Consider the following 23,087-nt stretch of genomic DNA (forward strand, 5'->3'; position numbering starts at 1 on the left):
CGCTTCTCACGCGTGATCTGCGTGATTCCCACGACTCGCGCCCTGACGGTACTACCGTGGAGCCTGTGGAGCGCTCGCTCGAGACGCAGGTCAGCCAGGCGGTGGACGCCTGGCTGGCGTGGCTGCCCCGCTGGGAGCCGGCCACCCACCGCGGCCGCGTGGCCCCGTGCCGCCGCTGCTTCGGGTCGCCCGTGCTGTCGGCGGCGGGTCTCGGCGCGGACGTGCCCCACGGCGTCCAGCACGGGCTCTCGACGCGCATCAAGACCATCGTCGATCGCGCGGTCGCGGAGTACACCTCGCTCAATCTGCCCATGCTCCAGGCGGAGCTCGATCAGCAGGCGGCGCGCAACCGTGCGCGCAGCTACCGGCCGGCGGAAGGCCTCGACCCCGAGTACGAGGGCCTGCCCCTCGACCCGGAGCCGGTCGCCGGGGCACCGTTCCTCTTCACGGTGTCGGGTCTCGCCGCCGAGGCGGACGCCGACGTCCCCGCGCTGCCTCCGCTCTCCGCCGAGGCGAAGGCCGCCCTGCGGCAGGAGGTCGGGCTCGCCGATGATTACGCGAACATGGTCGGGCGGGAGGTGTGCACGATCCTGCTCCACCACCGGCTCCGCATCCAGGCGGCGATCACGCAGTACGTCGAGCCGCAGATCGAGGCGATGCTCGAAGAGCTCACCCGCTCGCTGGATGCGCCGTTCGATCCCCGAGAGCCGCCGGCCGGCTGACCTTCGGCCGACGAGCCGTGCTCCGGCGAGGCACGGGCTCTCCCAGGGCGCTTTGTTAGCATGTGCGGGTTTGCTGTGCATGAGGCACGCCGGCTCTGCGGCGGAACCGAACCGGGGGGTGTGACGTGGCGACGAGGCTGCCTTCTGCGCCGCCCATCCTGCCCGGACTCGCGTACATCCGGCCGCTGGGTTCGGGCGGCTTCGCCGACGTCTTCCTCTACGAACAGGACATGCCGCGCCGCAACGTGGCGGTCAAGGTCCTGCCGAGCGATGTACGCGACCCCGAGCTGCGTCGCATGTTCAACGCCGAGGCCGACGTGCTCGCGCACCTGTCCGCTCATCCCTCGATCGTGACGGTGTATCAGGCGGGCATCTCGGCCGACGGCCGCCCCTTCATCGTGATGGAGTACTGCCCCGGCTCCCTCGCTGAGCGCTACCGTATCGAGCGGATCCCGGTCGACGAGGTGCTCTCGATCGGGGTTCGCATGGCCGGCGCGATCGAGTCGGCGCACCGCGCCGGGCTCGTCCACCGGGACGTCAAGCCCAGCAACATCCTCATCACGACCTTCGGCACGCCCGTGCTCGCGGATTTCGGGATCTCGTCGTCGCTCATCCAGAGAAGCACCGAGGAGGTGCTCGCGATGTCGATCCCGTGGAGCGCCCCGGAGGTGATCGCCGAGCAGACGCCGGGTTCGATCGCGAGCGAGGTGTGGAGCCTCGGCGCCACGGTGTATTCGCTCCTGGCCGGCCACAGCCCGTTCGAGCGCCGCGAGCGCGGTCAGAACTCCAAGGACCTCCTCCGTCGCCGCATCACGCGAGCCTCGTACACCGAGATCACGCGCGCCGACGTGCCCGCTTCGCTCCAGTCCGTGCTCGCCACGGCCATGAGCCGCGATCCGGCCCGGCGCCATGCGTCGGCCCGCGCGTTCGCCGAGGCACTCCAGGAGGTGCAGCGCGAGCTGGGGCTCTCGCCCACGCCGCTGGAGATCCCCGACGACGGCTGGTCCCCCGCCTCGTCGACGGTGGACTTCTCCGACTCCACCCTGCGCGGGCCCGCCCGGTCGCACCTGGAGCGCGACTCGACCCGCAAGCGCCGCGTGTCGGAGGGAGTGACGTCGCTCGCACGTGACGAGGACAGCGACCTGTCGGCGCCCACGACCTCGCGCGGCGGAGCCCTGCCCTGGATCATCGCCGCGATCGCGGGGGCCGCCGTCGCCGCGAGTGCCGTGGTGGTCGCCCTCTTCGCGACCGGGGTGCTGTGATGCGCCGATCGACGGCCGGGGGCCTGATCGCCACGGCGGCCGTGGTGGCGGTCGTGATCGGAGCGGGCGTGGTATGGCCCGGCCTGGACGCGCAGGAGACGCCCGACGTCGACACGGCCGTGTGGGCGCTGCAGACAGGGGACGGGCGGCGGTACGCGCGCGTGAACACGTCGGTCGGCGAGCTGGACACGGTGCGCGGCATCAGCAATCCGGACCAGGTCGTCCAGACCGATGACGCGGCGTACATCTTCAGCGACAGCTTCAGCAAGGTCACGCGGATCGACGAAGCGCTGCCCACGGATCTGGACGAGCAGGCCCTGCGGGCGTCGGCCTCGACCCCGGCGGGCACCACCGACGTCGTCACGGCAGGGGACTTCGTCGCCTACCGCACCGAGGTCGGCGGCGTCTTCGCAGGTCTCCTCTCGCGCGGCGAGCCGGCGCAGGTGGACCCTTTCCCCTCCGGAGACGAGGACGCGCCCCGGTATGCGGCGGACGCCATCGCGCTCGACGAGCGCGGCATCCTCTTCGCGTACTCGCGCGACGACGGATCCGTGGTGCGCTACGACATCCGCACCGGCGCGGTCGCGGGGCGCGATGCTCTCGAGGCGGACGGGCTCAGCACCCCGGCCGTGACGGCGGCGGGCGACGTCTGGGCTGTGATCGACACCGACGACGGCGACGTGTGGCTCCGCGGCGGCGAGGGCGCGCGACGCGCGACGGCCACGGGGGCGGTGATCGCCGGCAAGCCGGATGCCGACGGCACCGCCGTCTACCTCGCGGACGAGACGGGGCTGGTGCGCATCCCGGCGGACGGATCGGACTTCGACGTCGCGGCGGGCGGGACGGGGACGGTGCTGGGCACACCCGCGCAGCCCGTCGTGCACGACGACGAGGTGTTCGCGGCGTGGCTCGGCCAGGGCGATGGGGGCGGATGGCTGTGGCGGTCGAGCGACTCGTCGATGACTCCGCTCGACTACGGCGACGGCGATCTCGCGGACCAGCGACGCCCCGTCTTCGTCGCCAGCGAACGCGCCATCATCCTCAATGAGACGCGATCGGGCTGGGCCTGGTCGGTGCCCGATGGGGGCCTGATCCCGTCCAGTCAGGACTGGTCGCTCGACGACCGCATCGATCCCGACGCCGTGCCGAGCGAGGAGCAGCTCCCGGTCGTCCTCGACCCGAAGCCGCCCATCGCCGAACCGGACGCCTTCGGCCTGCGGCCCGGAAGTCTCACCACGCTCCCGGTTCTGATGAACGACCACGACCCCAACGAGGACGTCCTGAGCATCGACCCCGCCTCCGTCACGGGTCTGGACCCCGGCTTCGGTTCGGTCTCGATCACCGACGACGGTCAGCGCCTCGCCGTGCGCGCGACGCCGCAGGCGAGCGGGTCGGCCACGTTCTCGTATGCGGTGACCGACGGCACCTCGCAGGGCGGGCTGCTGTCGAAGCCCACGACCGTGACCTTGACGGCGGCCGGGGCATCCGCCGATTCGGCTCCTCAGTGGTGCGGTGTCGAACGCTGCCTCGTGGAGTGGCCGCAGCCGGAAGTCGCCCGCGGGGGCACGGTGACGGTGCCGGTGCTGCCGGGATGGGTCGATCCGGAAGGCGACCCGCTCCTGCTGCTGGCCGTCGAGAACCCCTCCGGCATCGGCAGCGTCGCGGCGACGCCCTCGGGGGATGTGGTCTACCAGCACAGCGACGACGGCGGCGGCGGCGAAGAGCTCGTCGAACTGATCGTGACGATCGCCGACACCCGCGGGCAGGCCACCGAGAAGTCCCTCCTCGTACGCGTCTCGCCGGAGCCGCAGCTGTACGCGCAGTCGTTCGCCGTCGTCGACACCGTCGGATCGCTGACGGTCGACGTTGCGGACCACGTGACCGGCACGGCCGGGACGCTCACGCTCGACTCGGTGCGCGTCCTCGATGACGCAGCCGCCACGGCCACCGTGGTCGACGGGTCGACCGAGTTCGACTTCTCGGCCAGCGCCGCGGGCACCTTCCGCGTCGACTTCACGGTCACGGACGGAGTCACCGACGCGAACGGGACCGCGCGGATCACGCTGCTCCCGGCAGACGCGCCCGCCGACCTGGCGACGTCGCCGGTCGTCGCGTTCGTGCGCCCGCAGCAGGACGCCACCCTCGATGTGTTCGCGGCCGTGTCGAACCCGACGCGCCGCGTCCTGCTGCTGAGCGACGTCGTCGCGACCGCCGACGAGGGAGCGAGCCTCTCGGTCGACGCTGTCGGCCAGAACAACCTGCGGGTCTCGGGGACCACGGCGACGGGCGCCGCGGGCCGCCTCGGGACGGTCAGCTACGTGGTGAGCGACGGCACCGACGACAGGGGGTCCCGCGTCGAGGGCGAGGCGACGGTCTATCTGCTTCCGCCGGCGCCCGAACTCGCCCCGATCGCCGTCGACGACACTATCGTCGTGCGCGCAGGCGCGCAGATCGACATCCCCGTGCTCGCGAACGACATCTCGCCCGCAGGCGGGCGTCCGATCCTCAACCCGGCGTCGGTCGCCTCGTCGACCGACGAGGCGCTCGCCTTCGCGTCGGGGGAGCTGCTGCGGTACCTCGCGCCCACGGAGCCGGGCGACTACGGCATCGACTACTCCGTCTTCACGACCGGCGCTCCGGCTCTCGCCGACACCGCCACCGTCCGGGTGCGGGTGCTCGCCGACGACACCAACCGCGCACCGCTGCCCGACACGCTGGAGGGCCGCGTGCTCAGCGGCCAGTCCACGCTCATCGAGTTCGACGGGTTCGGCATGGACCCGGACGGCGACGTCGTCACGCTCGACCGCATCGTCGCCCAGCCCGAACGCGGCGCTGCGGCGATCTCGGCCGATGGCGCATCGATCCTGTACTCGAGCGTCCCCGGCGACAGCGGCCAGGCCTCGTTCCGCTACCGCGTGGTGGATGCCTTCGGCGAGGCGGGCGAGGCCACGGTCCGCATCGGCGTGCTGGACGGCCAGGCGAACCCGAGCCCCGTGACCTTCACCGACTACGTCCAGGTACAGGCCGGCAACGACAGCACGATCCGCGTGAGCCCCCTGGCCAACGACGTCGACCCGACCCTGGGGTCGCTGGCGATCACGGAGGTTCGGCCCGACCTGCCGCCGGTCCTGATGGACGGCAGCGACAATCCGGAGTTCGATCGCCTCGACGACCGGATCCTCTCCGTCAACGACTCGACCGTCGTGATCGCCGCGGGAGCCGAGCCGACGACGATGTCGTTCCTCTACGACATCGAGTCGAGCTCGGGCAATACCGGCCGCGGGCTGATCGTCGTCGACGTCGTGCGGGAGAGCGTGCCCGACTACCCGGTCGTCGCCGACACCATCCTCACCGCCGAGACGCGCGAGGACTTCCCGGAAGGCGTCGACGTCCTCGCCGACAAGGCGACGTGGTCCGGCGGCGACTTGTCCGATCTCACGGTGTCGCTGTGGAACCCGGAGGACGGCGTCTCGGTGGACGGCTGGCGCCTGTCCGGCGATCTTCCCGCCCGGACGCGCCTGATCCCGTTCGCCGTGACCGGAGAGGGAGCGTCGGGGGAGGTCACCACCTACGCCTTCCTTCGTGTGCCCGGAGACGACGATCTCGCCCTCGCGCTCCGCGCGGGAATCGTCCCGCCCGAGGTGACCGAGCTGGAGTCGATCTCGTTCGACATGGACGATCTCGTCGCCAAGCCGCGCGGCGCCCGTCTGGAGGTCGGGGAGGGCGTCCGCGTGTCGGGCGCGCGGACCGGGGCGTCCTGCGTCTTCGAATCCGGCTCGGTCGTGCGCTACGACGCCGGGCCCGGCGCTCCGTGGGTGGACTCCTGCCAGGTGCCGGTCCGCCTCGAGGGCCAGGACGACTGGACTCACCTCTCGGTCCCCATCACCGTCAACGCGCTGGACCCGCAGCCCGTGCTGCGGCCGGCATCGATGACGGTCGGCCCCGGCGAGACGGCCACCTTCGACCTGCGCGACATGACCTCGTGGCAGCTGCGTCAGGACTGGGGCGGCATCGCGTATGCCCTGGACTACGCGGGCTCGGCGTTCGACGTGTCCGTCGACGGCTCGACGGTGACGGTCACGGGCGCGGACGATGCCGTGCCCGGTCGCGAGGAGGCGGCTCTCGTCTCGGTCACCAGCCACAGCCTCGTGTCACCCGCCCGGCTGATCCTGCGGGTCGGAGCGGCCCCCTCGACGCTCCCGCAGGGCGGGTCGGCGGTCCAGCAGTGCTCTCAGGCCGCCGGGTCCTCGTGCACGATCGACGTGATCGGCGCCGGAGGCGAGGTCAACCCGCTGCCGCGCACGCCGCTCGAGGTGGTCTCGGTGCGGCCGACCGGAGCGTGCGTCGGCGTGGGCTTCCAGGTCGGATCCGCGACCTCGGTCGTGGCGACCTGGACGCAGGACGCCCCCGGCGCGACGTGCACGGCCTCGTTCTCGGTGCGCGACGCGCAGGGCCGCGTCACCAACGCCGAGCGGGACGGCCGCGTCCTCCTCGACCTCCAGGGATTCCCCAAGGCCCCGGCGAGCATCGCGCAGACGGCGTACGGCGACGGCACGGTGACGCTGCGCGTCGACCCCGGCGGCGCCGCCCTCGCCTACCCCGCCCTCGCCGGCTTCGTCGTCCGCTCCGGCGGTCAGGAGGTCGCACGCTGCTCGGCGGAGGGCGTCTGCCCCGACATCCGCGCGCCCAACGGCGACCAGCGCACCTACGAGGCGTGGGCGGTCAACGCCGTCGGGGAGTCGAAGACCAGCGTGCGGACGGTGGCCTGGGCATACGACGCTCCCGGCGCCCCGTCGGGCGTCACCTGGACGCCGGTCGTGACCGGGGGCGAAGGCGGGATCGTCGCCCTCGTCATCGATGGCGTCGACACGGCCGAGACGGGGATCCTCGAGATCACCAGCCCCGCAGGCGAAACCCTTCGCGTGCCGGTCGGCCGAGGCGACGAGCGCGTCGAGGTGCGCAGCTACCGTGTCGGCTCCAATACGTCGGCGCCCGTGACGATCACGCCGTACTCCCGGTTCTCGCTTCCCCCCGGGCTCGGCGGTCAGCCCTCCGGCCAGTCGGTCACCGTCTACGCCAACGGCGTGGGTGCCCCGCTCAACGTGGCGCTCTCGCTCACGTCGCGACCCACCGGCGGAGATCAGGCGACGGTGGATGCGGTCGCCACCGCGCAGCCCAACGGGACCGGCTCGCAGCTGAGGTATGCCATCGTCCCCTACGACGAGCGGTCCCGCTGCACGCCCGAGGTGGGCGGCGACCGGGCCTCGTTCCCCGGTCTCGCGGCAGGCGAGGAGCACCGCTTCTTCGTCTGCGTCGAATCCTGGTACGACGACACGGTGTTCGGACGCAGCAGCGCCGAGGCGGCGGTGCGGGCGACCCAGACCGACGCCGCCCCGCGCGGCTACACGTTCGTGGTCGACCGCCGGCCCGTCGTGGAGGGACAGGAAGCGCGCTGGCGCATCGTCGCCGACCCGACCTCCGGCGAGAGCCCGCCCCGCAACAACGAGGTCCATTTCGAGGGCTGGGGTCCGGGCACCGCCGTCTACGACCGCGACCCCGGCATCCGCGTGTACTACCGGCACCGTCTGTGGGGCACCGAGTCGCAGCGCGGGACCGTCACGCCCGCGCCGGGGAGTGCGCCGTACCAGGTCTTCGCCCGCTGGGGCATCGACTCGTGCGTCGCCGGTGCGCCCCTCGGCCGCACGTGGACCTCCAGCAACGGTGACGGCGCCTTCGCGTGGTCGGACGAGCGCATCCGCTTCCTCGACGAGAACGGCGCGGCGCTCCCGTACACGGCCGGCTCCTGGACCGTGCCGGCGGGCGCCACGAGCGTCGAGGGCGTCGAGGTCACCGTGTCGTGGAACGCCGCCTGGAACCTCGATCCCACCACCCAGCGGGTGAGCGCCGCGTGCGACCCCGGAGACCCGCCCGGGCCGTGAACCGAGGCATCCGATCTTCCCTTCCCCACCGCAGAGGACGAACATGACCATCACGCAGGAGCAGGCCAGCTGGTTCAGCCAGACCTTCGCCCAGCTGGCCGACAACGTCGAGCGTGCCGTGCTCGGCAAGCGCCACGTCGTCGAGCTCGTGCTGACGGCGATGCTCAGCGACGGTCACGTGCTCCTCGAAGACGTGCCAGGGACGGGCAAGACCTCCCTCGCGCGGGCCATGGCGCAGTCGGTCCAGGGGACGAACACGCGCATCCAGTTCACGCCCGACCTGCTGCCGGGCGACATCACGGGCATCAGCGTCTACGACCAGAAGGAAGGCGTGTTCGAGTTCCACGCGGGACCGGTCTTCGCCAACATCGTGCTCGCCGACGAGATCAACCGGGCGAGCCCCAAGACGCAGTCGGCGCTCCTCGAGGTCATGGAGGAGGGCCGCGTCACGATCGACGGCGTATCCCGTCAGGTCGGTGTGCCGTTCCTGGTCCTCGCCACGCAGAACCCCGTCGAGCAGGCCGGGACCTACCGCCTTCCGGAGGCGCAGCTCGACCGCTTCATGATGCGCACGTCGCTCGGGTATCCCGACCACGCGGCCACCGTCCGCATCCTCGACGGCGCCGCCGTGGCGACCGCCGATCTCGCGCCGATCATCACCCCGCAGGCGCTCGCCGGCATGGCGGACCTCGCCGCCGAGGTGTATGTCGACGCACTCGTCCTGGACTACATCGCCCGGCTCGTGGACGGCACCCGCTCGGCCGACGAGGTGCGCCTGGGCGTCAGCATCCGCGGCGCGCTCGCCCTCACCCGGGCCACCCGCACCCGCGCGGCCGCCCAGGGGCGCACCTACGCGACGCCCGACGACGTCAAAACGCTCGCCGTGCCGGTGCTCTCGCACCGCCTCATCCTGCACCCCGAGGCCGAGTTCGACGGCGTCACGCAGGAAGCGGTGGTCGGCCAGGTCCTGCTCGACGTCGCACCGCCCAGCCGCCGCGAGGCCGTATGAGCCTCACCGAGTCCCGCCTCACCCGCACATCGGCGGTCACGAGCACCGGCACGAGCGGTCGCACCCAGGTCACCGCGACCGCCGTGACGACGCGTCGCGGTCGCTCGCTCGTCCGCGCTGTCGTATGGGGGACCGGCGTGTGGGCGGTGATCGCGAGGGGCACCACCGCCGCCGTGAGCTGGAGCGCTCGCACCGTGCGTCCGGCCGGTGTGCTGGTGGCGCTCGCCGCCTCGGTGGGACTCGGTCTCGGGATCGCCTTCGGATGGGTGGAGTGGATGGTGGCCGGTGCGGCCGCGGCCGTGCTGCTCGCGGCATCCGTCCCCTTCCTCTTCGGAGCGCGGTCGTACGACGTCTCGCTCGTGCTCGCCCACGAGCGCATCGTGGCGGGGGAGGGCGTCACCGGCGAGATCGTCGTGCGCAATGACGGCCGCCGACTCGCTCTGCCGGGACGGCTGGACATCCCGGTGGGCGCGGGCCTGGTGGAGTTCGGCGTGCCGCTACTGCGGCCGGGGCACACCGTTTCCCAGCCGCTGGACATCCCCGGGCTCCGACGCGGCGTCGTCAAGGTCGGCCCGGCCACGACGGTGCGCAGCGACCCCGTCGGGCTGCTCCGGCGCGAGCACGCCTTCGAGGACGTGCACGAGGTGTTCGTCCATCCGCGCACCACGACCCTGCCGTCGACGAGTGCGGGCCTCATCCGCGATCTGGAGGGCAACCCCACGCGGCGGCTGGTCGACTCCGACATGTCGTTCCACGCGATCCGCGAGTACGCCCCCGGCGACTCCCGCCGGCACATCCACTGGAAATCCACGGCCAAGACCGGGCGGCTGATGGTGCGCCAGTACGAGGAGTCTCGCCGCTCCCGCATGGCGGTCGTCCTCGCCGTGGCCGAGCACGAGTATGCGGACGCCGACGAGTTCGAGCTGGCCGTCGGCTGCGCGGCGTCGCTCGGCCTGCGGGCCGTGCGCGATGCGCGCGACGTCGAGATCGTGACCGGCTCCGAGATCCCGCGCGTCGTACGGGGACGGCTGCGTGCCATCCGGCGCATTCCCGCGGGATCCCCCCGGCCCATGCTGGACGGCTTCAGCGGCGTGGAGATGCTGGAGAGCACCATGCCCGTGTCGGAGGTCTGCCGACTCACCGCCGAGTCCGACGACCGGCTGTCGATCGCGTTCGTCGTGGTGGGATCGAAGGTGACGCTCACCCGTCTCCAGCAGGCGGCCCTCGCGTTCCCGGCCGACACAGCCGTCGTCGCGGTGGTCTGCGACGAGCGCGCCCATCCGCGCATGCAGCCGCTGTCGGCCATCACCGTGCTCACCGTGGGCACGCTCGAGGATCTGTCGGGACTCCTGCTCCGGGGGGCGACGTCGTGACGGTTCAGGATGCCCCGGCCGCCCCCGACCGCGCACTCGCGTTCGTGCCGCGCATCGTCGCGGGCTCGGTGTTCGCTGCCGTCGTCGTGGCGATCGCCGCCGTCGCCGCGTGGCCCATCTACCGGTCCTGGCATCTGCTCCTCGTCGTCGCCGTCGGCGCCGGCATCGGTGCCGGGATCGCGGCGGTCGCGCGGCTGCGGCGATGGAGCGGCTGGGTGGTGTCCGCCGCCCTCGGCATCGCGTTCCTGGTCATCGGGCTGCCGGTCGCGGTGCCCTCGAGGCTCGGCGGCCCGAGCGAACTCCTCCGCGGTCTCGGAGAGCTGGCGTCCGGAGCCGTGCTGGCCTGGAAGGACCTGGTGACCGTCGAGCTCCCCGTCGGCTCCTATCGGAACCTGCTCGTGCCCGCGCTGCTGATCTTCCTGATCGGGACGTGCCTGGTGCTCCTCCTCGCGTGGCGGGACGACCGCATCGCGTACGGCGCCGTGCCGGTGGCGCTCGCGATGGTGTCGTTCGGGCTCTTCTTCGGCCGTACGACGGTCAGCGATCCGGTCGCGCTGGGTCCCGTCGTGCTCCACACGCCGCTCGAGGCAGCACTCGGCGCCGCCACCCTGCTGTCCTGTCTTCTGTGGCTCGCGTGGCGCACGCATGATGAGCGCGTGCACGCTCTCCAGCGCGCCGCCGTCTCGAGCGGCGTCCGCGTCTCGCGTCGCCCTTCGCAGGCGGACCGCCGCCGGACGGCGCTGGGCGCGGGCATGGTCGCCGGCGCGCTGGCCGTGGCGGTGGCCGTCGTCCCGTTCGCCGCACGCGGGGCGGAGCGCGAGGTGCTCCGCAGCGCCGTCGGCCCCGAGATCGACCTGTCGGCGGCCGTGAGCCCGCTCGCCGAGTACCGCAGCCTGTTCACCGACGACCGCGCCGACACGGTCCTCTTCCGTGTCACGTCCCCCGCCTCCCTGCCCGAGCGCGTCCGGCTCGCCACCCTCGACGCCTACGACGGGGAGGTCTTCCGCAGCGGCGGCCAGGGCGCGATCGACGATGGCCGGTTCGTGCGAGTCCCCTCGAGCCTCGAGGCCGGTCCGGGAGCGCCCGTCGTCGCGACCGTGTCGATCGCCGCCCTCGACGGCATCTGGATGCCGACGGTCGGCCGGCTCTCGTCGGTGGGATTCGCCGGCGATCGCGCGGCGTCACTCGCCGACCGGTTCTACTACAACCAGGCTGCCGCGGCCGGGGTGCAGACGGCGGGCGGCGGCCTCGCCGAGGGGGACGAGTACACCCTTCGGGGTGTCGAGCCCGAGACGACCGACCTCGCCGAGGCCGTCGCGCCCGGCGGCGCCGGCGACGACGTCGCTGCGCCCGAGAGCCTTCGCACCTGGGTGCAGGAGCACGTCTCGGGATCGGACGGCGCGGCGCTCGCGGGGCTCGTCGCGCTCCTGCGCGAGCGCGGCTACCTCAGCCACGGCCTGGCGGTCGGCGACGAGAAGCCGGTGTGGATGGAATCGCTTCCCGACTACCGCTTCCAGCCGAGCGCCTCCGGCCACTCGCTGGCCCGGATCGACGCGATGTTCGCCCGGCTCCTCGAGCGCGAGACGGACCCGCGGGCGAAGGCGTCGGGCAACTTCGTGGCCGCGGTGGGCGACGACGAGCAGTTCGCCGTCGCGGTGGCGATGATCGCACGGGAGCTCGGGTTCCCATCGCGGGTGGTGCTCGGCGCCCGCCTGGCCGGCGCAGCGCCAGGACTCGCGACGTGCGACGACGGCGTCTGCCGAGCGCAGGATCTGTCGGCCTGGACCGAGGTCCAGTCCGCCGACGGCGCGTGGATCCCGGTCGACGTGACACCCCAGTACGCCGACTCGCCCAGCCTCGACGTCACGGAGCAGCGCGACCCCGAGGTGGTCACCGAGGTTCGGCCCGACACGGTCGAAGAGGTGCTTCCGCCCGACCCGCTCCAGGAGGACTCGCGTGCGGGGGACCCGGATGCCGACGACGCCGGCCTCGATCTGGCGTGGCTGTGGCCGGTGCTCCGGACGGCGGCGGTCGTGCTGCTCGTGCTCGGTCTCGTGCTGGGCCCCTTCCTCGTCGTGATCGGCGCCAAGGCAGCGCGTCGCCGGTCGCGTCGCCTGGCCGATGAACCGTCCGCGCGCATCACCGGCGGCTGGGACGAGTTCGTGGATGCCGCGGTCGATGCGGGCAGAAGAGCGCCCCGCACCCATACCCGCACCGAGCTCGCGGAGTCGTTCGGGCTGCCGGGGGGAGACCGACTCGCGACCGTCGCCGACCGGGCCCTCTTCTCCGCCGGGAACGAGACGGCCGAGGATGCCGCCGAGTACTGGCGGGAGGTCGACGAGCAGCGCCGCCGCCTCGCGCGAGAGCGTGGCTTCTGGAACTGGCTCGCCGTCACCGTATCTTTGAAGTCGTTCGCACGACATGTGGCTCCCGCTTCGGGTCCCCGCAGTCGACTCACCGAGAGGGGGAAGCGCCGGGCAGCTCGGCCCGCGCGCGCGATGTCATGAGTGCCGTCGATGCGTCCCCGTCCCACGCCCTCGCGGGCGTCTCGCTGACCGCCGCCGACGCGGCGCCGCCGGTCTTCGCGGTGCTGGTCTCCCTGGTGCTCGTCATCTCGCTGTACGTGTGGACGGCGATCGCGCTGTCCGCTGTGTTCCGCAAGTCCGGCGAGGAAGGCTGGAAGGCCTGGGTGCCGGTCTACAACACGGCCGTGCTGCTGCAGCTCGGCGGTTTCTCGGGGTGGCTCGTTCTCGTCGGCCTCGTACCCGGGCTCGGCGCGCTGGTGCTGTGGGCGCTCCTCGTGATCTCGTGCTACCGCATCAACGTCGTCTTCGGCTACGGCGTCGGGATGACGGTGCTCGCCGCTCTGCTGCTTCCGGTCTGGGCCACCGTGCTCGGGTTCGGCTCGGCCCGGTGGCTGGGCGCCGAGCACGCTGCGGGCGTCCGCCGGTCGGACTCGACCGCCGGCGAGGGCCCCGTGGTCGCCCGGCAGTCGGCCGCGGCGCCCATCTCCGGGCCGGCGGCGTTCCCGGCATCCGCTCCGCCTCTGCCTCCCGCGCCGGCCGCTCCGGCGGCTCCAAGGGGATGGGCGCCGGAACCCGTCGCCCCGGCACGACCCGCGGCGCCGCCCCTGCCCCCCGGCCCGGCGCGCGTCGATGCTGCCCTGGATGCTCGCGACCCCGACGGTCCGATCTCGTTCGTGCCGAAGTCTTCCCCGGGGCAGCCCCCTGCCGTGCCCGCCGCACGCGCGGAAGCCGATCGACCCATCTCCTTCGTGCCCGCGCCCGCAGCGTCGGCGAACCCGGGTTCGCCGGCCGCAGGCGAGGGTGCACCCGCGGACCCGGACCCCCTTCCTGCATCGGCGCGCCGGCCCGACGTGCCGCCCGTTCCTCCCGCGCCGCCCGCCGCCGCCGCCTCGGCGCGCGCGAACCAGGGCTGGGGCGGATTCGACCTCGGAGCCGTGAGCGAGCTGACCAGCGAGGTGACGGCTGCCGTGAGCGGGGCGCCCCAGCCCGTCTCGGCGGTCTCCGCCGAGCGGGGGGATCGTGAGGACGGCGTCCTGCAGCCCCCGGTGACCCGGGTGCCCGCAGCACGCGTCACCGAGTCGTCCGAGCCGTGGGCACCCGCGCGCTCTCCCCTTCCGGAGGCCGACGCCTTCCCCGAGGCCTCCGGCGAGGTCTCGGCAGTCGCGGGGGCGCCCGATGCCGGAACGCCCCGCTCGGCGCTGTCGTCGGTGTCGGCGCAGCACGTTCGACCGGAGATTCCGGAGGGGGTCGACGAGACGGTCATCGCACGCCGGCGGAAGTCGTCGTGGGCGCTGATCCTCCCGACCGGCTCTGCCGTCGACCTCGCCGCGGACGTCGTGCTCGTGGGCCGGCGGCCCGCGCCGAGCAGCGCGTTCCCCGACGCGCAGCTGGTCGAGGTCGACGATGGGACCGTCTCCAAGACGCATCTGCGCCTCGAGCGCAACGGCGAGGAGTGGTCGGTCACCGACCTCCATTCGACCAACGGGACGGTGCTGATCGCGTCGGACGGCTCGGAGCGGGAGATCATCCCGGGTACGCCGCACCGCGCTCCGCGGCGGTTCCTCCTGGGCGACGCCGAGCTGCGCCTGTCGCCGGATGATGCGAGCCGATGACCGCTGAGGTGCCCGAGGACGCGACGGAGCTGTCGGTGCGGCGTTCGCGTGCCGTCGAGCCACCGCACGATGCCGCAGAGGCGTCGGTGCGGCGTTCGGCCGCAGCCGACGCTCCCCACGACGTGACGGCGGTCTCGATCCGCCGACGGAGCGAGTCGGGGGCCGACCTCGCTCCCGACGACGCGACGGCGCCGTCGATCCGTTCCCGCACGGCCGCGCCGGGCGTCGGTGAGGCCGGCGACGAGACACTCGTCGCCGCCCGGCGCCGCACGCGGACGATGCCCGACGTCGACGACGCGACGGTCCCGGTTCGACGGGACGAGGCAGCGCAATCCGCTCCGACGGGCGAGGAGACGCTGATGCGATCCGTCGCGCCGGCGGGGACCCTGCGTCCCGCCACGCTCGACGACGTGGCGCTCACGAGTGCCGCCGCGCACATCCCCGACCCGGAGGCCCCGCCGGAGCGCACGCGGCCGCGCCCCGTGCCGGCGACGGTGGTGACCCGCACGAAGACGACCGTCCGTCCGGAGCCGATGCGGTCGGTGCCGCAGCACGACACCACCGAACTCGCCGCCCGCGGGCTCGCGCGCCGCCGTGCGCTCGTCGTCGTGCTCTCGGCGGCGGCGGTCGCGATCGCCTCGGCCGGTGCGCTCGTGCTTCTGCTGACCTGACCCGGGAACGACCTGAGGATGACGATGACCGATCTTGCCGCTCCCTCCCGCCCTCCGGCAGGGGCGCCACTCGACAGCGAGGGGAACCCGGTGACCGCCGCGCGGCTGGGCGTCGTGCCGGCCGGCGCAGGCTTCCGCTCGCTGGCGTTCGCGCTCGACGCGTCGATCTGGCTGGTGCTCGCGGCCCCCCTCGTCGCGGGCGTCGTGCTGCTCGCGACCGGTGACGCGTCCGTGCTGCCGGTCGTGCTGATCGCTGCCGGGACCGCGCTCGTGTGGGTCTTCTCGCTGGTGCAGCTGCTCCTCCACGGGCGACGGGGCGTCACAGCTGGCAAGGCCGCGCTGCGGCTGCGGTCGGTCTCGTCGCACGACCTCGGCCGACCGGGATTCTGGCGGGTGGTGCTGCGGGCTGTCGTGCTGTGGGCGAGCACCCTCGTTCTCGTCGTGGTGGGACCGGCGGTGCTCTTCGCCTCGAGCCTGTGGGACCCGCAGCGGCGCGGCCGCAGCATCCTGGACCGCATCGGCGGATGCTGGGTGATCGATGCGCGAGCCGGCCTCGACCCCTTCGACGCCAAGGCGCTGCGCCACGCGCGCCGCGCGCTGCGCGACCGCGCCGACGGCGGCGAGGACCTCCCCTCGATGGCGAGCGGAGCCCCCGAGTCGGTCGCGCTGCGGATCCCCGACGCGCGCTCACGGGCCGGCGTCGTCGGGCCGGGCGGCACCGGAGCGCAGTGGGAGACGGCGGAAGCGCGCGTTGACCTCGGCGTCATCGACGAGGTGCCGGGCGCGGATGCCTCTGCCCAGCCTGCGGCGACCGAGACGCCCGGGGGCCCGGCCGCTACGCCGCTCACGCCGGCGGGAGACGCCTTCGGTGCCGCGTCCGCGGCCTTCGCGCCCGTGGCGACGACCGGACCGGACCTGCCAGCGGCCGCAGCGGCACCCCCTCCTGCCGAGGTCGTGCAGGCCTCGGGCGCTGTTCCGGCGAGCGGACTGCGACGCGCCCAGGCGATGGTGCGCTTCGACGACGGCTCCGTCGTGCGCGTCCCCGTCCTGGGGCTCATCGGACGCGACCCCGAGGCATCCGCCGGGGAATCGCCCGACGCGATCGTGCGCCTCGAGGACCCGCAGCGCCTCATGTCGAAGACCCACGCGTCGTTCGGACAGGACGCCGACGGCGTGTGGGTCGGCGACCGCGGTTCGCGCAACGGCACGCAGCTGCTGTCGCCCGGTGGCGATGTCGTCGACGTTCCGGCGGGGGAGCGCATGCGCGTGCCCGCCGGCTGGACGGTGCAGGTCGGTGGCAGGACGTTCGAGCTCATTCCGAGAGGTGCTGATTCGTGAAGCTGAAGCTGGGCCTGCGGCGAGGGGTCGGCTCGGCGGTCGACGTGCTCGTCACCGCTGACTCCACCGCGACCGTGCAGGACGTGGCGCGGGCGCTCGCCGAGGGGGACGCCCTTGCGGCCGCCGGTGGCGTCAACGCGAGCGACGTGCCCACGCTGCTGGTGGCGCCCCCGGCGGGCCGGCCCGTGCAGCTCGACCCGTCCGCATCGATCGCCGACGCTCCGATCGGCTCGGGATTCGACGCCTCCATCGTGCCGGCGGCGACGAACGCAGACGGCGCCGTCACCGCCGCGGTGATGCGCATCCACAGCGGACCGGAGGCGGGACGGACGATTCCCCTGCCCGTCGGGACCACCGTGATCGGCCGGGTCGCGCCGGCCCAGGTGCTGCTGGACGACCCGCTCGTCTCGAAGCGCCATGCCCGCGTGGAGGTCGATCAGGGCATCGAGCTGGTCGATCTCAACTCGGCGAACGGGCTCGTCGTCGACGGGGGACTGGTCCAGCGCGTGCGCGTCATCCCGGGTCAGAAGATCACGATCGGCGCGACCGAGGTGTCGTTCTCGCTCGTGCCCCGGGTCGTGACGGACGACTCGCTCGTCCTCGAGCGCGGCGGCGCGCTGATGTTCAACCGCTCGCCCCGCGTGGAGGACCGTTACGCGGGGCAGGAGTTCCGGCATCCGATCATCCCCAACGAAGCCGACCCGCGCATCTTCCCGTGGCCGATGATCATGGCGCCGGTGCTGCTCGGCTTCGCGATGTTCGCCGTCACGCAGCGACCCACGTCGCTGCTGATCGTCGCGATGGCGCCGCTGATGATGCTCGGGAACTTCATCGGTCAGCGCACGCAGCAGGGCAAGAAGCTCAAGCTCGAGATCGAGACGTTCGAGACGCAGCTCGAAGAGCTCGAGGAGCAGCTCGAGGCGGAGGAGATCGTCGAACGCGAGCGCCGACGGGCCGAAGCACCCTCGACGGCGACCGTCTACGAGAACGCCATGTCGCTGGGTCCGCTGCTGTGGACGCGGCGCCCCGAGCATTGGAACTTCCTCGGCCTGCGCCTCGGCGTGGGCGCGGGGAAGAGCCGCAACACCGTGCAGGAGGCCAACGACCAGCGCGGGATCGCGCAGTACTCCCAGCAGGTGCGGCGTCTGCGCGACCGCTTCGCCCGGATCGACGACGTCCCCGTCATCGAGCTGCTGCCCTCGGCCGGCGCGATCGGCATCGCGGGTCCGCGCGAGTTCGCCGCCGACGTCGTCCGCGGCCTGGGCGTGCAGCTGTTCGGCCTGCACGCGCCGAACGAGGTCGTCACCGCCGCGATCGTGGATCCCGGCTGGACCGGCGACATGGAGTGGATGAAGTGGCTTCCCCACACCACGAGCCCGCGCTCGCCGTTCGCGGAGATGGCGCTCGCCGACAGTCAGTCGGCGGGCACCGCGCTGCTCAACGGCCTCGAGGAGGCCATCCTCGAACGCCTGTCCGGGTCGGCCACGCGGCGAGGGCCGCTGTCGGAGCAGGACGTCTCGATGTCGCTCGGCAAGCACGTGGGACAGCAGACCGGCTCGGACCGGGGCGCCCCGGGCGATGTGTCGCTGGTGCTGTTCGTGACCCACGATGCGCCGGTGGACCGCCCGCGCCTCACGCAGGTGATCGAGCGGGGACCGGATGCCGGGGTCTACACGATCTTCGTGGCACCGACCGTCGAGTCGCTCCCGGCCTCGTGCCGGACCTTCATCGACGTCACCGGCGGACTCGAAGATGCGATGGTCGGGTGGGTCCGCGCGGGAGACCGCGCCCAGAGCGTCGCCATCGAGGGCGTCTCGCGCGACTACGCCGAGATCTTCGCGAAGCGGCTCGCCCCCGTCGTGGACTCGAGCTCGGTCGCAGCGGACTCGTCCGACCTCCCGGCGAGCGTGTCGCTGCTGCGGCTCATCGGCACCGACATGGCATCCGAGCCCCAGGCGGCGATCGAGCGGTGGCGGCAGAACAACTCGATCATCGACCGCTCCCGCGGTCCGCGCCCGCGACTGAAGCGCGCGGGCACGCTCAAGGCCTACGTCGGCCAGGGCAGCCCCGATGCGATGTCGCTCGACCTGCGCACGCAGGGACCTCACGCCCTCGTCGGCGGCACGACGGGCTCGGGCAAGTCGGAGTTCCTGCAGGCGTGGGTCCTCGGCATGGCGGCGGAGTACAGCCCCGACCGCGTGACGTTCCTCTTCGTCGACTACAAGGGCGGCTCGGCGTTCGCGGACTGCGTCGAGCTCCCGCACACCGTCGGCCTCGTCACCGATCTCAGCCCGCACCTCGTGCGCCGTGCGCTGACCAGTCTGCGGGCCGAGCTGCACCATCGCGAGCACCTGTTCAACCGCAAGAAGGCCAAGGATCTCCTCGAACTCGAGAAGCGCCAGGACCCCGAGACGCCGCCGGCGCTCGTGCTCGTGATCGACGAGTTCGCCGCTCTCGCGACGGAGGTCCCCGAGTTCGTCGACGGCGTCGTCGACATCGCGCAGCGCGGCCGTTCTCTCGGCATCCACCTGATCATGGCCACACAGCGCCCGGCCGGCGTCATCAAGGACAACCTGCGCGCCAATACGAACCTGCGGGTCGCGCTGCGAATGGCGGATGCCTCGGACTCGAACGACGTCGTCGGCGATGCCGTCGCCTCGACGTTCGACCCGTCGATTCCCGGTCGTGGCATCGCGAAGACCGGGCCCGGCCGACTCGTGCCCTTCCAATCGGGGTATGCGGGGGGCTGGACGGCCGACGAGCCCGATCGCGCGCAGGTGCGGGTCGCCGAGCTCCGGTTCGGATCCGTCACGCTGTGGGAGGCCGAGAGCGACAACGACTCCGACACCCACGACGAGGACCTCGGCCCGAACGACCAGAAGCGACTGGTCGCCAACCTGGTGCAGGCGGCGGCCGAAGCCGGGATCCCGGCGCCGCGGCGTCCGTGGCTCGACGACCTGGCCCCGACGATCGACCTGCGCGACCTGCCGCTGGACGGCGATGCCCGCATCCCGATCGGTCTCGCCGACATCCCGCAGCGTCAGCTGCAGGAGGCGGTCTTCTTCCACCCCGACACGGACGGGCACATGCTCGTCTACGGCACGAGCGGCGCCGGCAAGAGCGCAGCGCTGCGTACGGTCGGAATCGCGGCGGGCGCCCGGCCCGACCTCGGCCGCGTCGCCGTGTACGGCATCGACTTCGGCACCGGCGCGCTGCGGGCTCTCGAGACCATGCCCCACGTCGGCTCGGTGGTCTCGGGTGATGACGTCGAGCGCGTCCAGCGGCTCCTCCGCACGCTGCGGGGCGTCCTCGATGACCGGGCCAAGCGCTACTCCGAGGTGAACGCCGCCACCCTCACCGAGTACCGGCAGATCACCGGTGACACCGCCGAGCCGCGGATCCTGCTCCTGCTCGACGGCTTCGGCGTGTTCAAGCAGGACTGGGAGACCTCGTCGACCCGGGCGGCGTTCTACGGCATCTTCATGCGCCTCCTCGGGGAGGGTCGCCCGCTGGGCGTGCATGTCGTGGCCACCGCCGACCGCTACGGCGCGGTGCCGACCGCCGTGAGCGCCAACGTCACGAAGCGCATCGTGCTGAGGATGTCCGACGAAGGCGCCTATTCGATCCTGGGGGTCGCGAAGGACGTGCTCAACGAGCGCAGTGTGCCGGGCCGCGCCATCGTCGACGGATTCGAGACGCAGGTCGCGGTGATCGGAGGAACCACCAACGTCGCCGAGCAGAACGCGGCGGCCGAGGCGTTCGCGGCGGCGCTCCGCGCCGCCGGGGCGGTGGAGGCGAAGAACATCGGGTCGCTGCCGACCGAGCTGGACGCCACCGAGCTGCCTGCGCGGGTGGGGGAGTTCCCGGCGCTGGGGATCGGCGACGACACCCTCGGGCCCACCGGCTTCGAGCCCGTGGGAACGTTCGTCGTGGCGGGACCCCCGCAGTCGGGCAAGACGACGGCGCTGCGCGCGATCGTGTCGTCGCTCGAGCGCTTCGATCCCGATGTGGAGCTGTTCCACATCGGCGGCCGACGAGCCGCCCTCCGCGGATTCCGGTCCTGGCGCCGCGCGGTGTCGGGCATCGAGGACGTGCGCGCGCTCGCGAAGGAGCTCAAGGAGATCGTCGCCGACGAGACGGTCACCACGCGCATCGCGATCGTCGTGGAGAACATCACCGAGTTCGGCGACACGGACGCGGAGCGGCCGCTCAAGGAGCTGTTCCAGGCGATCAACCGGAGCGACCACTTCCTGGCGGCCGACGGAGACGTCTCCCAGCTCAGCAGCGGCTACGGCCTCATCGGCGAGCTCAAGGCCGGTCGCCACGGCATCGCCCTGCGGCCCGAGACCTATGACGGCGACTCGCTTTTCAAGGTGCCCTTCCCCAAGGTGCAGCGGCACGAGTTTCCGGCGGGTCGAGGCCTCTTCGTCGAGAACGGGCAGCTCGTCACCGTGCAGCTTCCGCTCGTCGAGGAGGGCGCCTGAGGCCCATGGGGAATCCTCCCCATGGGCATCGGCCCGGGGTTGCGTTTACCGTGGGATCAGCCGGGGTGCTCCGGTGTTCCGAGAAGGAGATGGACGATGGCGGATTTCAAGGCTTCGTACGGTGAGATGGAAGCGATGTCGGGCAAGCTCGACTCGGGTCGCGAGGAGATCGGCGACATTCTGCGTCGGCTCAAGAGCGACGTGGACCGTCTGCTGGGCGACGACTTCAAGACGCAGCACGCGTCGGGCAAGTTCGGTGAGGGCTACACCGAGCTGACCACCGGTCTGGAGAAGGCCATCGAGGGCATCTCCGACATGGGTGAGTCGCTGCGCAAGATGCAGCAGGCGATCAAGGACACCGACCAGGCACTCGCCGGCAACTGACCGACGTCCGGTCCGCCCGTCAGGGCGGACCGGGCCGCATCCGCCCGACCCGGAAGGAGCGCTCGCGTGGCCGAGCCCGATGTCGACCTGAACCTGGACGACCTCCGCGTGATGAGCGCGCACCTCGGTGCGTTCGTCACCGAGTTCGAGAACATCGACTCCACGACCGACGACGTGCAGGACGCGGTCGGCCGGCCCGCGAACGACGGGCGCCTGCGCCAGCGCGTGGGCGATTTCGAGTCGGGGTGGGACGGCAACCGCGAGGTCATCCTCGAGTCCCTCACCAACGTCCACGATCACATCAAGGCCATCGTCGACGGCTTCGCCGAGGCGGACCTGACCATGGCGGGAGACGGGCAGTGAGCTACGGATACGAGTACGGCGGTCTGCGTTCGCCCGCGCGCCGGTTCCTCCTGCAGGAGATCGAGGGCGAACCGGACGCCATCGCCCGGGCAGGGCGGCACTACAGCGCGATCGCCGCGCAGATGGAGTGGACCGCCGACGAGCTGAAGAAGCTCGCCGACGACACGAAGTACAAGGCCGAGAGCCTCGACAAGGTGCGCGAGTCTGCGGGGGAGCTGCACGGCGAGCTGCGCAAGGCCGGTGTCCGCTACGAACGCACCGGACCGGTGCTGGTGACGTATGCCGCGGCGCTGCGCCGGGCTCAGAACATCACGGTCGACCCCTACGTCGAGCGCATCCGCACCGCGCACGCGGCCGCCGAGGAAGCCGAGGAGGCTCTCGACGAGGCCCAGGGGAAGGTCGACGACCTCGACACGACGTGGATCTGGGAGGACGACCCCACCGACGCCGAACGCAATGCCGCGGCATCCCAGCTCTCGGATGCGCGCCGCGCGGCCGGCACCGCGAGCTCGACTCTCGCCGGTCTGTGGGAGTCCTTCGAGAGCGGCTACGCGGCCTGGGAGGAGGCGTACGAGGACGCCGTCGACGGCGTCGAGGACGCGATCGAGGCATCCGGCATCAACGACTCGTGGTGGGAGGACCTGCTGGACGGGATCGCCGACGCCATGACTGTGATCGGGGCGATCGCGATCGTTCTGGCGATCGTCGTGGGCGGGCCCATCTTCCTCGTCATCGCGACGGTGGCTGCGGTCATCACCCTGGTGGCGCACCTGACGATGATGGCCGCCGGCTCCAAGCGGGTCTCGTGGGGCGACATCGTCATCGACCTCATCGCGGTGGCGCCCTTCCTCGGCGCCTTCGCCAAGGGCGCGCTCGCCGGACGAGGCGCCATGGCCTCCCTTCGCGTCGCGGCCGGCGCCGGCGGGGCATCCAGCGCCACCGTGCGCAGCGGCCGCAACGCGGTCGCCCTGGATCTTCGGTCGATCACCGGCGCCGGGCGCAACGTCGGCAATCGCGCCGCCCGCGAGGCTCGCGCTCCCGGTCTGGCGGACGACTTCCTCCGCAACGTCGAGGGAGCGTGGGGTCGCAACGCCTGGAATTCCCTCCGCACCGGCGGCAGTCGCTACGACGGAATGGTGCAGACCATGTCGTCGCGGATCGCATCGGAGTGGCCGGGCGCGGGTCGCGCAGGCCACCGCTCGCTCAACTGGATCGCACAGAACGGCGGGCCGGGCGCCCTGACGCAGGTCGCGAACGTGTGGAACTTCGCCAACGGCAACTACCAGGTCGTGCAGCTCGGGGTCGATATCCCCGGCGCGAGCGACGCGGTGGATGCCGGGATCGACGCCCTCCGAGGCCGGTAGCATGACCTGGTCCGCCACCCGTCGGGTGATGCGGCCACAC

13 protein-coding genes are annotated in these 23,087 nt (G+C 72.4%); all 13 read left to right on the top strand.

Annotation, left to right across the window (positions count from 1 at the left end; translation table 11 throughout):
* Positions 1 to 65 precede the first annotated feature (65 nt).
* The 13 genes from HF323_RS01030 (at position 66) to HF323_RS01090 (ending at position 23,047) form a co-directional block, all read left to right on the top strand.
* Complete coding sequence (locus HF323_RS01030) at positions 66 to 722, top strand: spermidine/putrescine ABC transporter substrate-binding protein (RefSeq protein WP_169580722.1); 657 nt, start codon at positions 66 to 68, stop codon at positions 720 to 722.
* 125 nt (positions 723 to 847) lie between these two features.
* A complete protein-coding gene (locus HF323_RS01035) occupies positions 848 to 1,984 on the top strand; it encodes a serine/threonine-protein kinase (RefSeq protein WP_169580723.1) in 1,137 nt (378 codons plus the stop codon).
* A complete protein-coding gene (locus HF323_RS01040) occupies positions 1,984 to 7,923 on the top strand; it encodes an Ig-like domain-containing protein (RefSeq protein WP_169580724.1) in 5,940 nt (1,979 codons plus the stop codon). The genes HF323_RS01035 and HF323_RS01040 overlap by 1 nt, the downstream gene beginning before the upstream one ends.
* 43 nt (positions 7,924 to 7,966) lie before the next feature.
* Positions 7,967 to 8,932: a MoxR family ATPase gene (locus HF323_RS01045; RefSeq protein WP_169580725.1), complete on the top strand. Its 966-nt coding sequence runs from the start codon at positions 7,967 to 7,969 to the stop codon at positions 8,930 to 8,932.
* Positions 8,929 to 10,305, top strand: a complete 1,377-nt coding sequence (locus HF323_RS01050; protein WP_169580726.1) for a DUF58 domain-containing protein — start codon at positions 8,929 to 8,931, stop codon at positions 10,303 to 10,305. Before HF323_RS01045 ends, HF323_RS01050 begins: the two co-directional genes overlap by 4 nt.
* Positions 10,302 to 12,812: a transglutaminase-like domain-containing protein gene (locus HF323_RS01055; RefSeq protein ID WP_188241619.1), complete on the top strand. Its 2,511-nt coding sequence runs from the start codon at positions 10,302 to 10,304 to the stop codon at positions 12,810 to 12,812. Before HF323_RS01050 ends, HF323_RS01055 begins: the two co-directional genes overlap by 4 nt.
* Complete coding sequence (locus tag HF323_RS01060; RefSeq protein WP_169580727.1) at positions 12,809 to 14,443, top strand: DUF5684 domain-containing protein; 1,635 nt, start codon at positions 12,809 to 12,811, stop codon at positions 14,441 to 14,443. The genes HF323_RS01055 and HF323_RS01060 overlap by 4 nt, the downstream gene beginning before the upstream one ends.
* Entirely contained in the window at positions 14,440 to 15,114 is a 675-nt protein-coding gene (locus HF323_RS01065; RefSeq protein ID WP_169580728.1) for a hypothetical protein, read from the top strand. The genes HF323_RS01060 and HF323_RS01065 overlap by 4 nt, the downstream gene beginning before the upstream one ends.
* Before the next feature lie 24 nt (positions 15,115 to 15,138).
* Positions 15,139 to 16,452 (top strand): RDD family protein, encoded by a 1,314-nt coding sequence (locus HF323_RS01070; protein WP_169580729.1) that lies wholly within the window; start codon positions 15,139 to 15,141, stop codon positions 16,450 to 16,452.
* Complete coding sequence (locus HF323_RS01075; RefSeq protein WP_169580730.1) at positions 16,449 to 20,936, top strand: FtsK/SpoIIIE domain-containing protein; 4,488 nt, start codon at positions 16,449 to 16,451, stop codon at positions 20,934 to 20,936. The genes HF323_RS01070 and HF323_RS01075 overlap by 4 nt, the downstream gene beginning before the upstream one ends.
* A gap of 96 nt (positions 20,937 to 21,032) precedes the next feature.
* Positions 21,033 to 21,320 carry a WXG100 family type VII secretion target gene (locus HF323_RS01080; RefSeq protein WP_169580731.1) on the top strand — a complete coding sequence of 96 codons (288 nt, stop codon included), beginning with the start codon at positions 21,033 to 21,035 and terminating at the stop codon, positions 21,318 to 21,320.
* Positions 21,321 to 21,386: 66 nt separating this feature from the next.
* The gene (locus HF323_RS01085) at positions 21,387 to 21,683 is read left to right on the top strand and encodes a hypothetical protein (protein WP_169580732.1); all 297 of its coding nucleotides are present in this window, start codon (positions 21,387 to 21,389) and stop codon (positions 21,681 to 21,683) included.
* Positions 21,680 to 23,047: a hypothetical protein gene (locus HF323_RS01090; protein ID WP_169580733.1), complete on the top strand. Its 1,368-nt coding sequence runs from the start codon at positions 21,680 to 21,682 to the stop codon at positions 23,045 to 23,047. Before HF323_RS01085 ends, HF323_RS01090 begins: the two co-directional genes overlap by 4 nt.
* Positions 23,048 to 23,087: the final 40 nt, after the last annotated feature.

Source organism: Microbacterium sp. MF43, from assembly GCF_012847295.1.
In the GTDB taxonomy this organism is placed as follows: Bacteria; Actinomycetota; Actinomycetes; order Actinomycetales; family Microbacteriaceae; genus Microbacterium.

Bases quoted from the DNA above. Each gene is read 5' to 3' on its own strand.
- HF323_RS01045 (WP_169580725.1), top strand. From the start codon at position 7,967: ATGACCATCACGCAGGAGCAGGCCAGCTGGTTCAGCCAGACCTTCGCC.
- HF323_RS01070 (WP_169580729.1), top strand. From the start codon at position 15,139: ATGACCGATCTTGCCGCTCCCTCCCGCCCTCCGGCAGGGGCGCCACTC.
- HF323_RS01050 (WP_169580726.1), top strand. From the start codon at position 8,929: ATGAGCCTCACCGAGTCCCGCCTCACCCGCACATCGGCGGTCACGAGC.
- HF323_RS01040 (WP_169580724.1), top strand. From the start codon at position 1,984: ATGCGCCGATCGACGGCCGGGGGCCTGATCGCCACGGCGGCCGTGGTG.
- HF323_RS01060 (WP_169580727.1), top strand. From the start codon at position 12,809: ATGAGTGCCGTCGATGCGTCCCCGTCCCACGCCCTCGCGGGCGTCTCG.
- HF323_RS01065 (WP_169580728.1), top strand. From the start codon at position 14,440: ATGACCGCTGAGGTGCCCGAGGACGCGACGGAGCTGTCGGTGCGGCGT.
- HF323_RS01080 (WP_169580731.1), top strand. From the start codon at position 21,033: ATGGCGGATTTCAAGGCTTCGTACGGTGAGATGGAAGCGATGTCGGGC.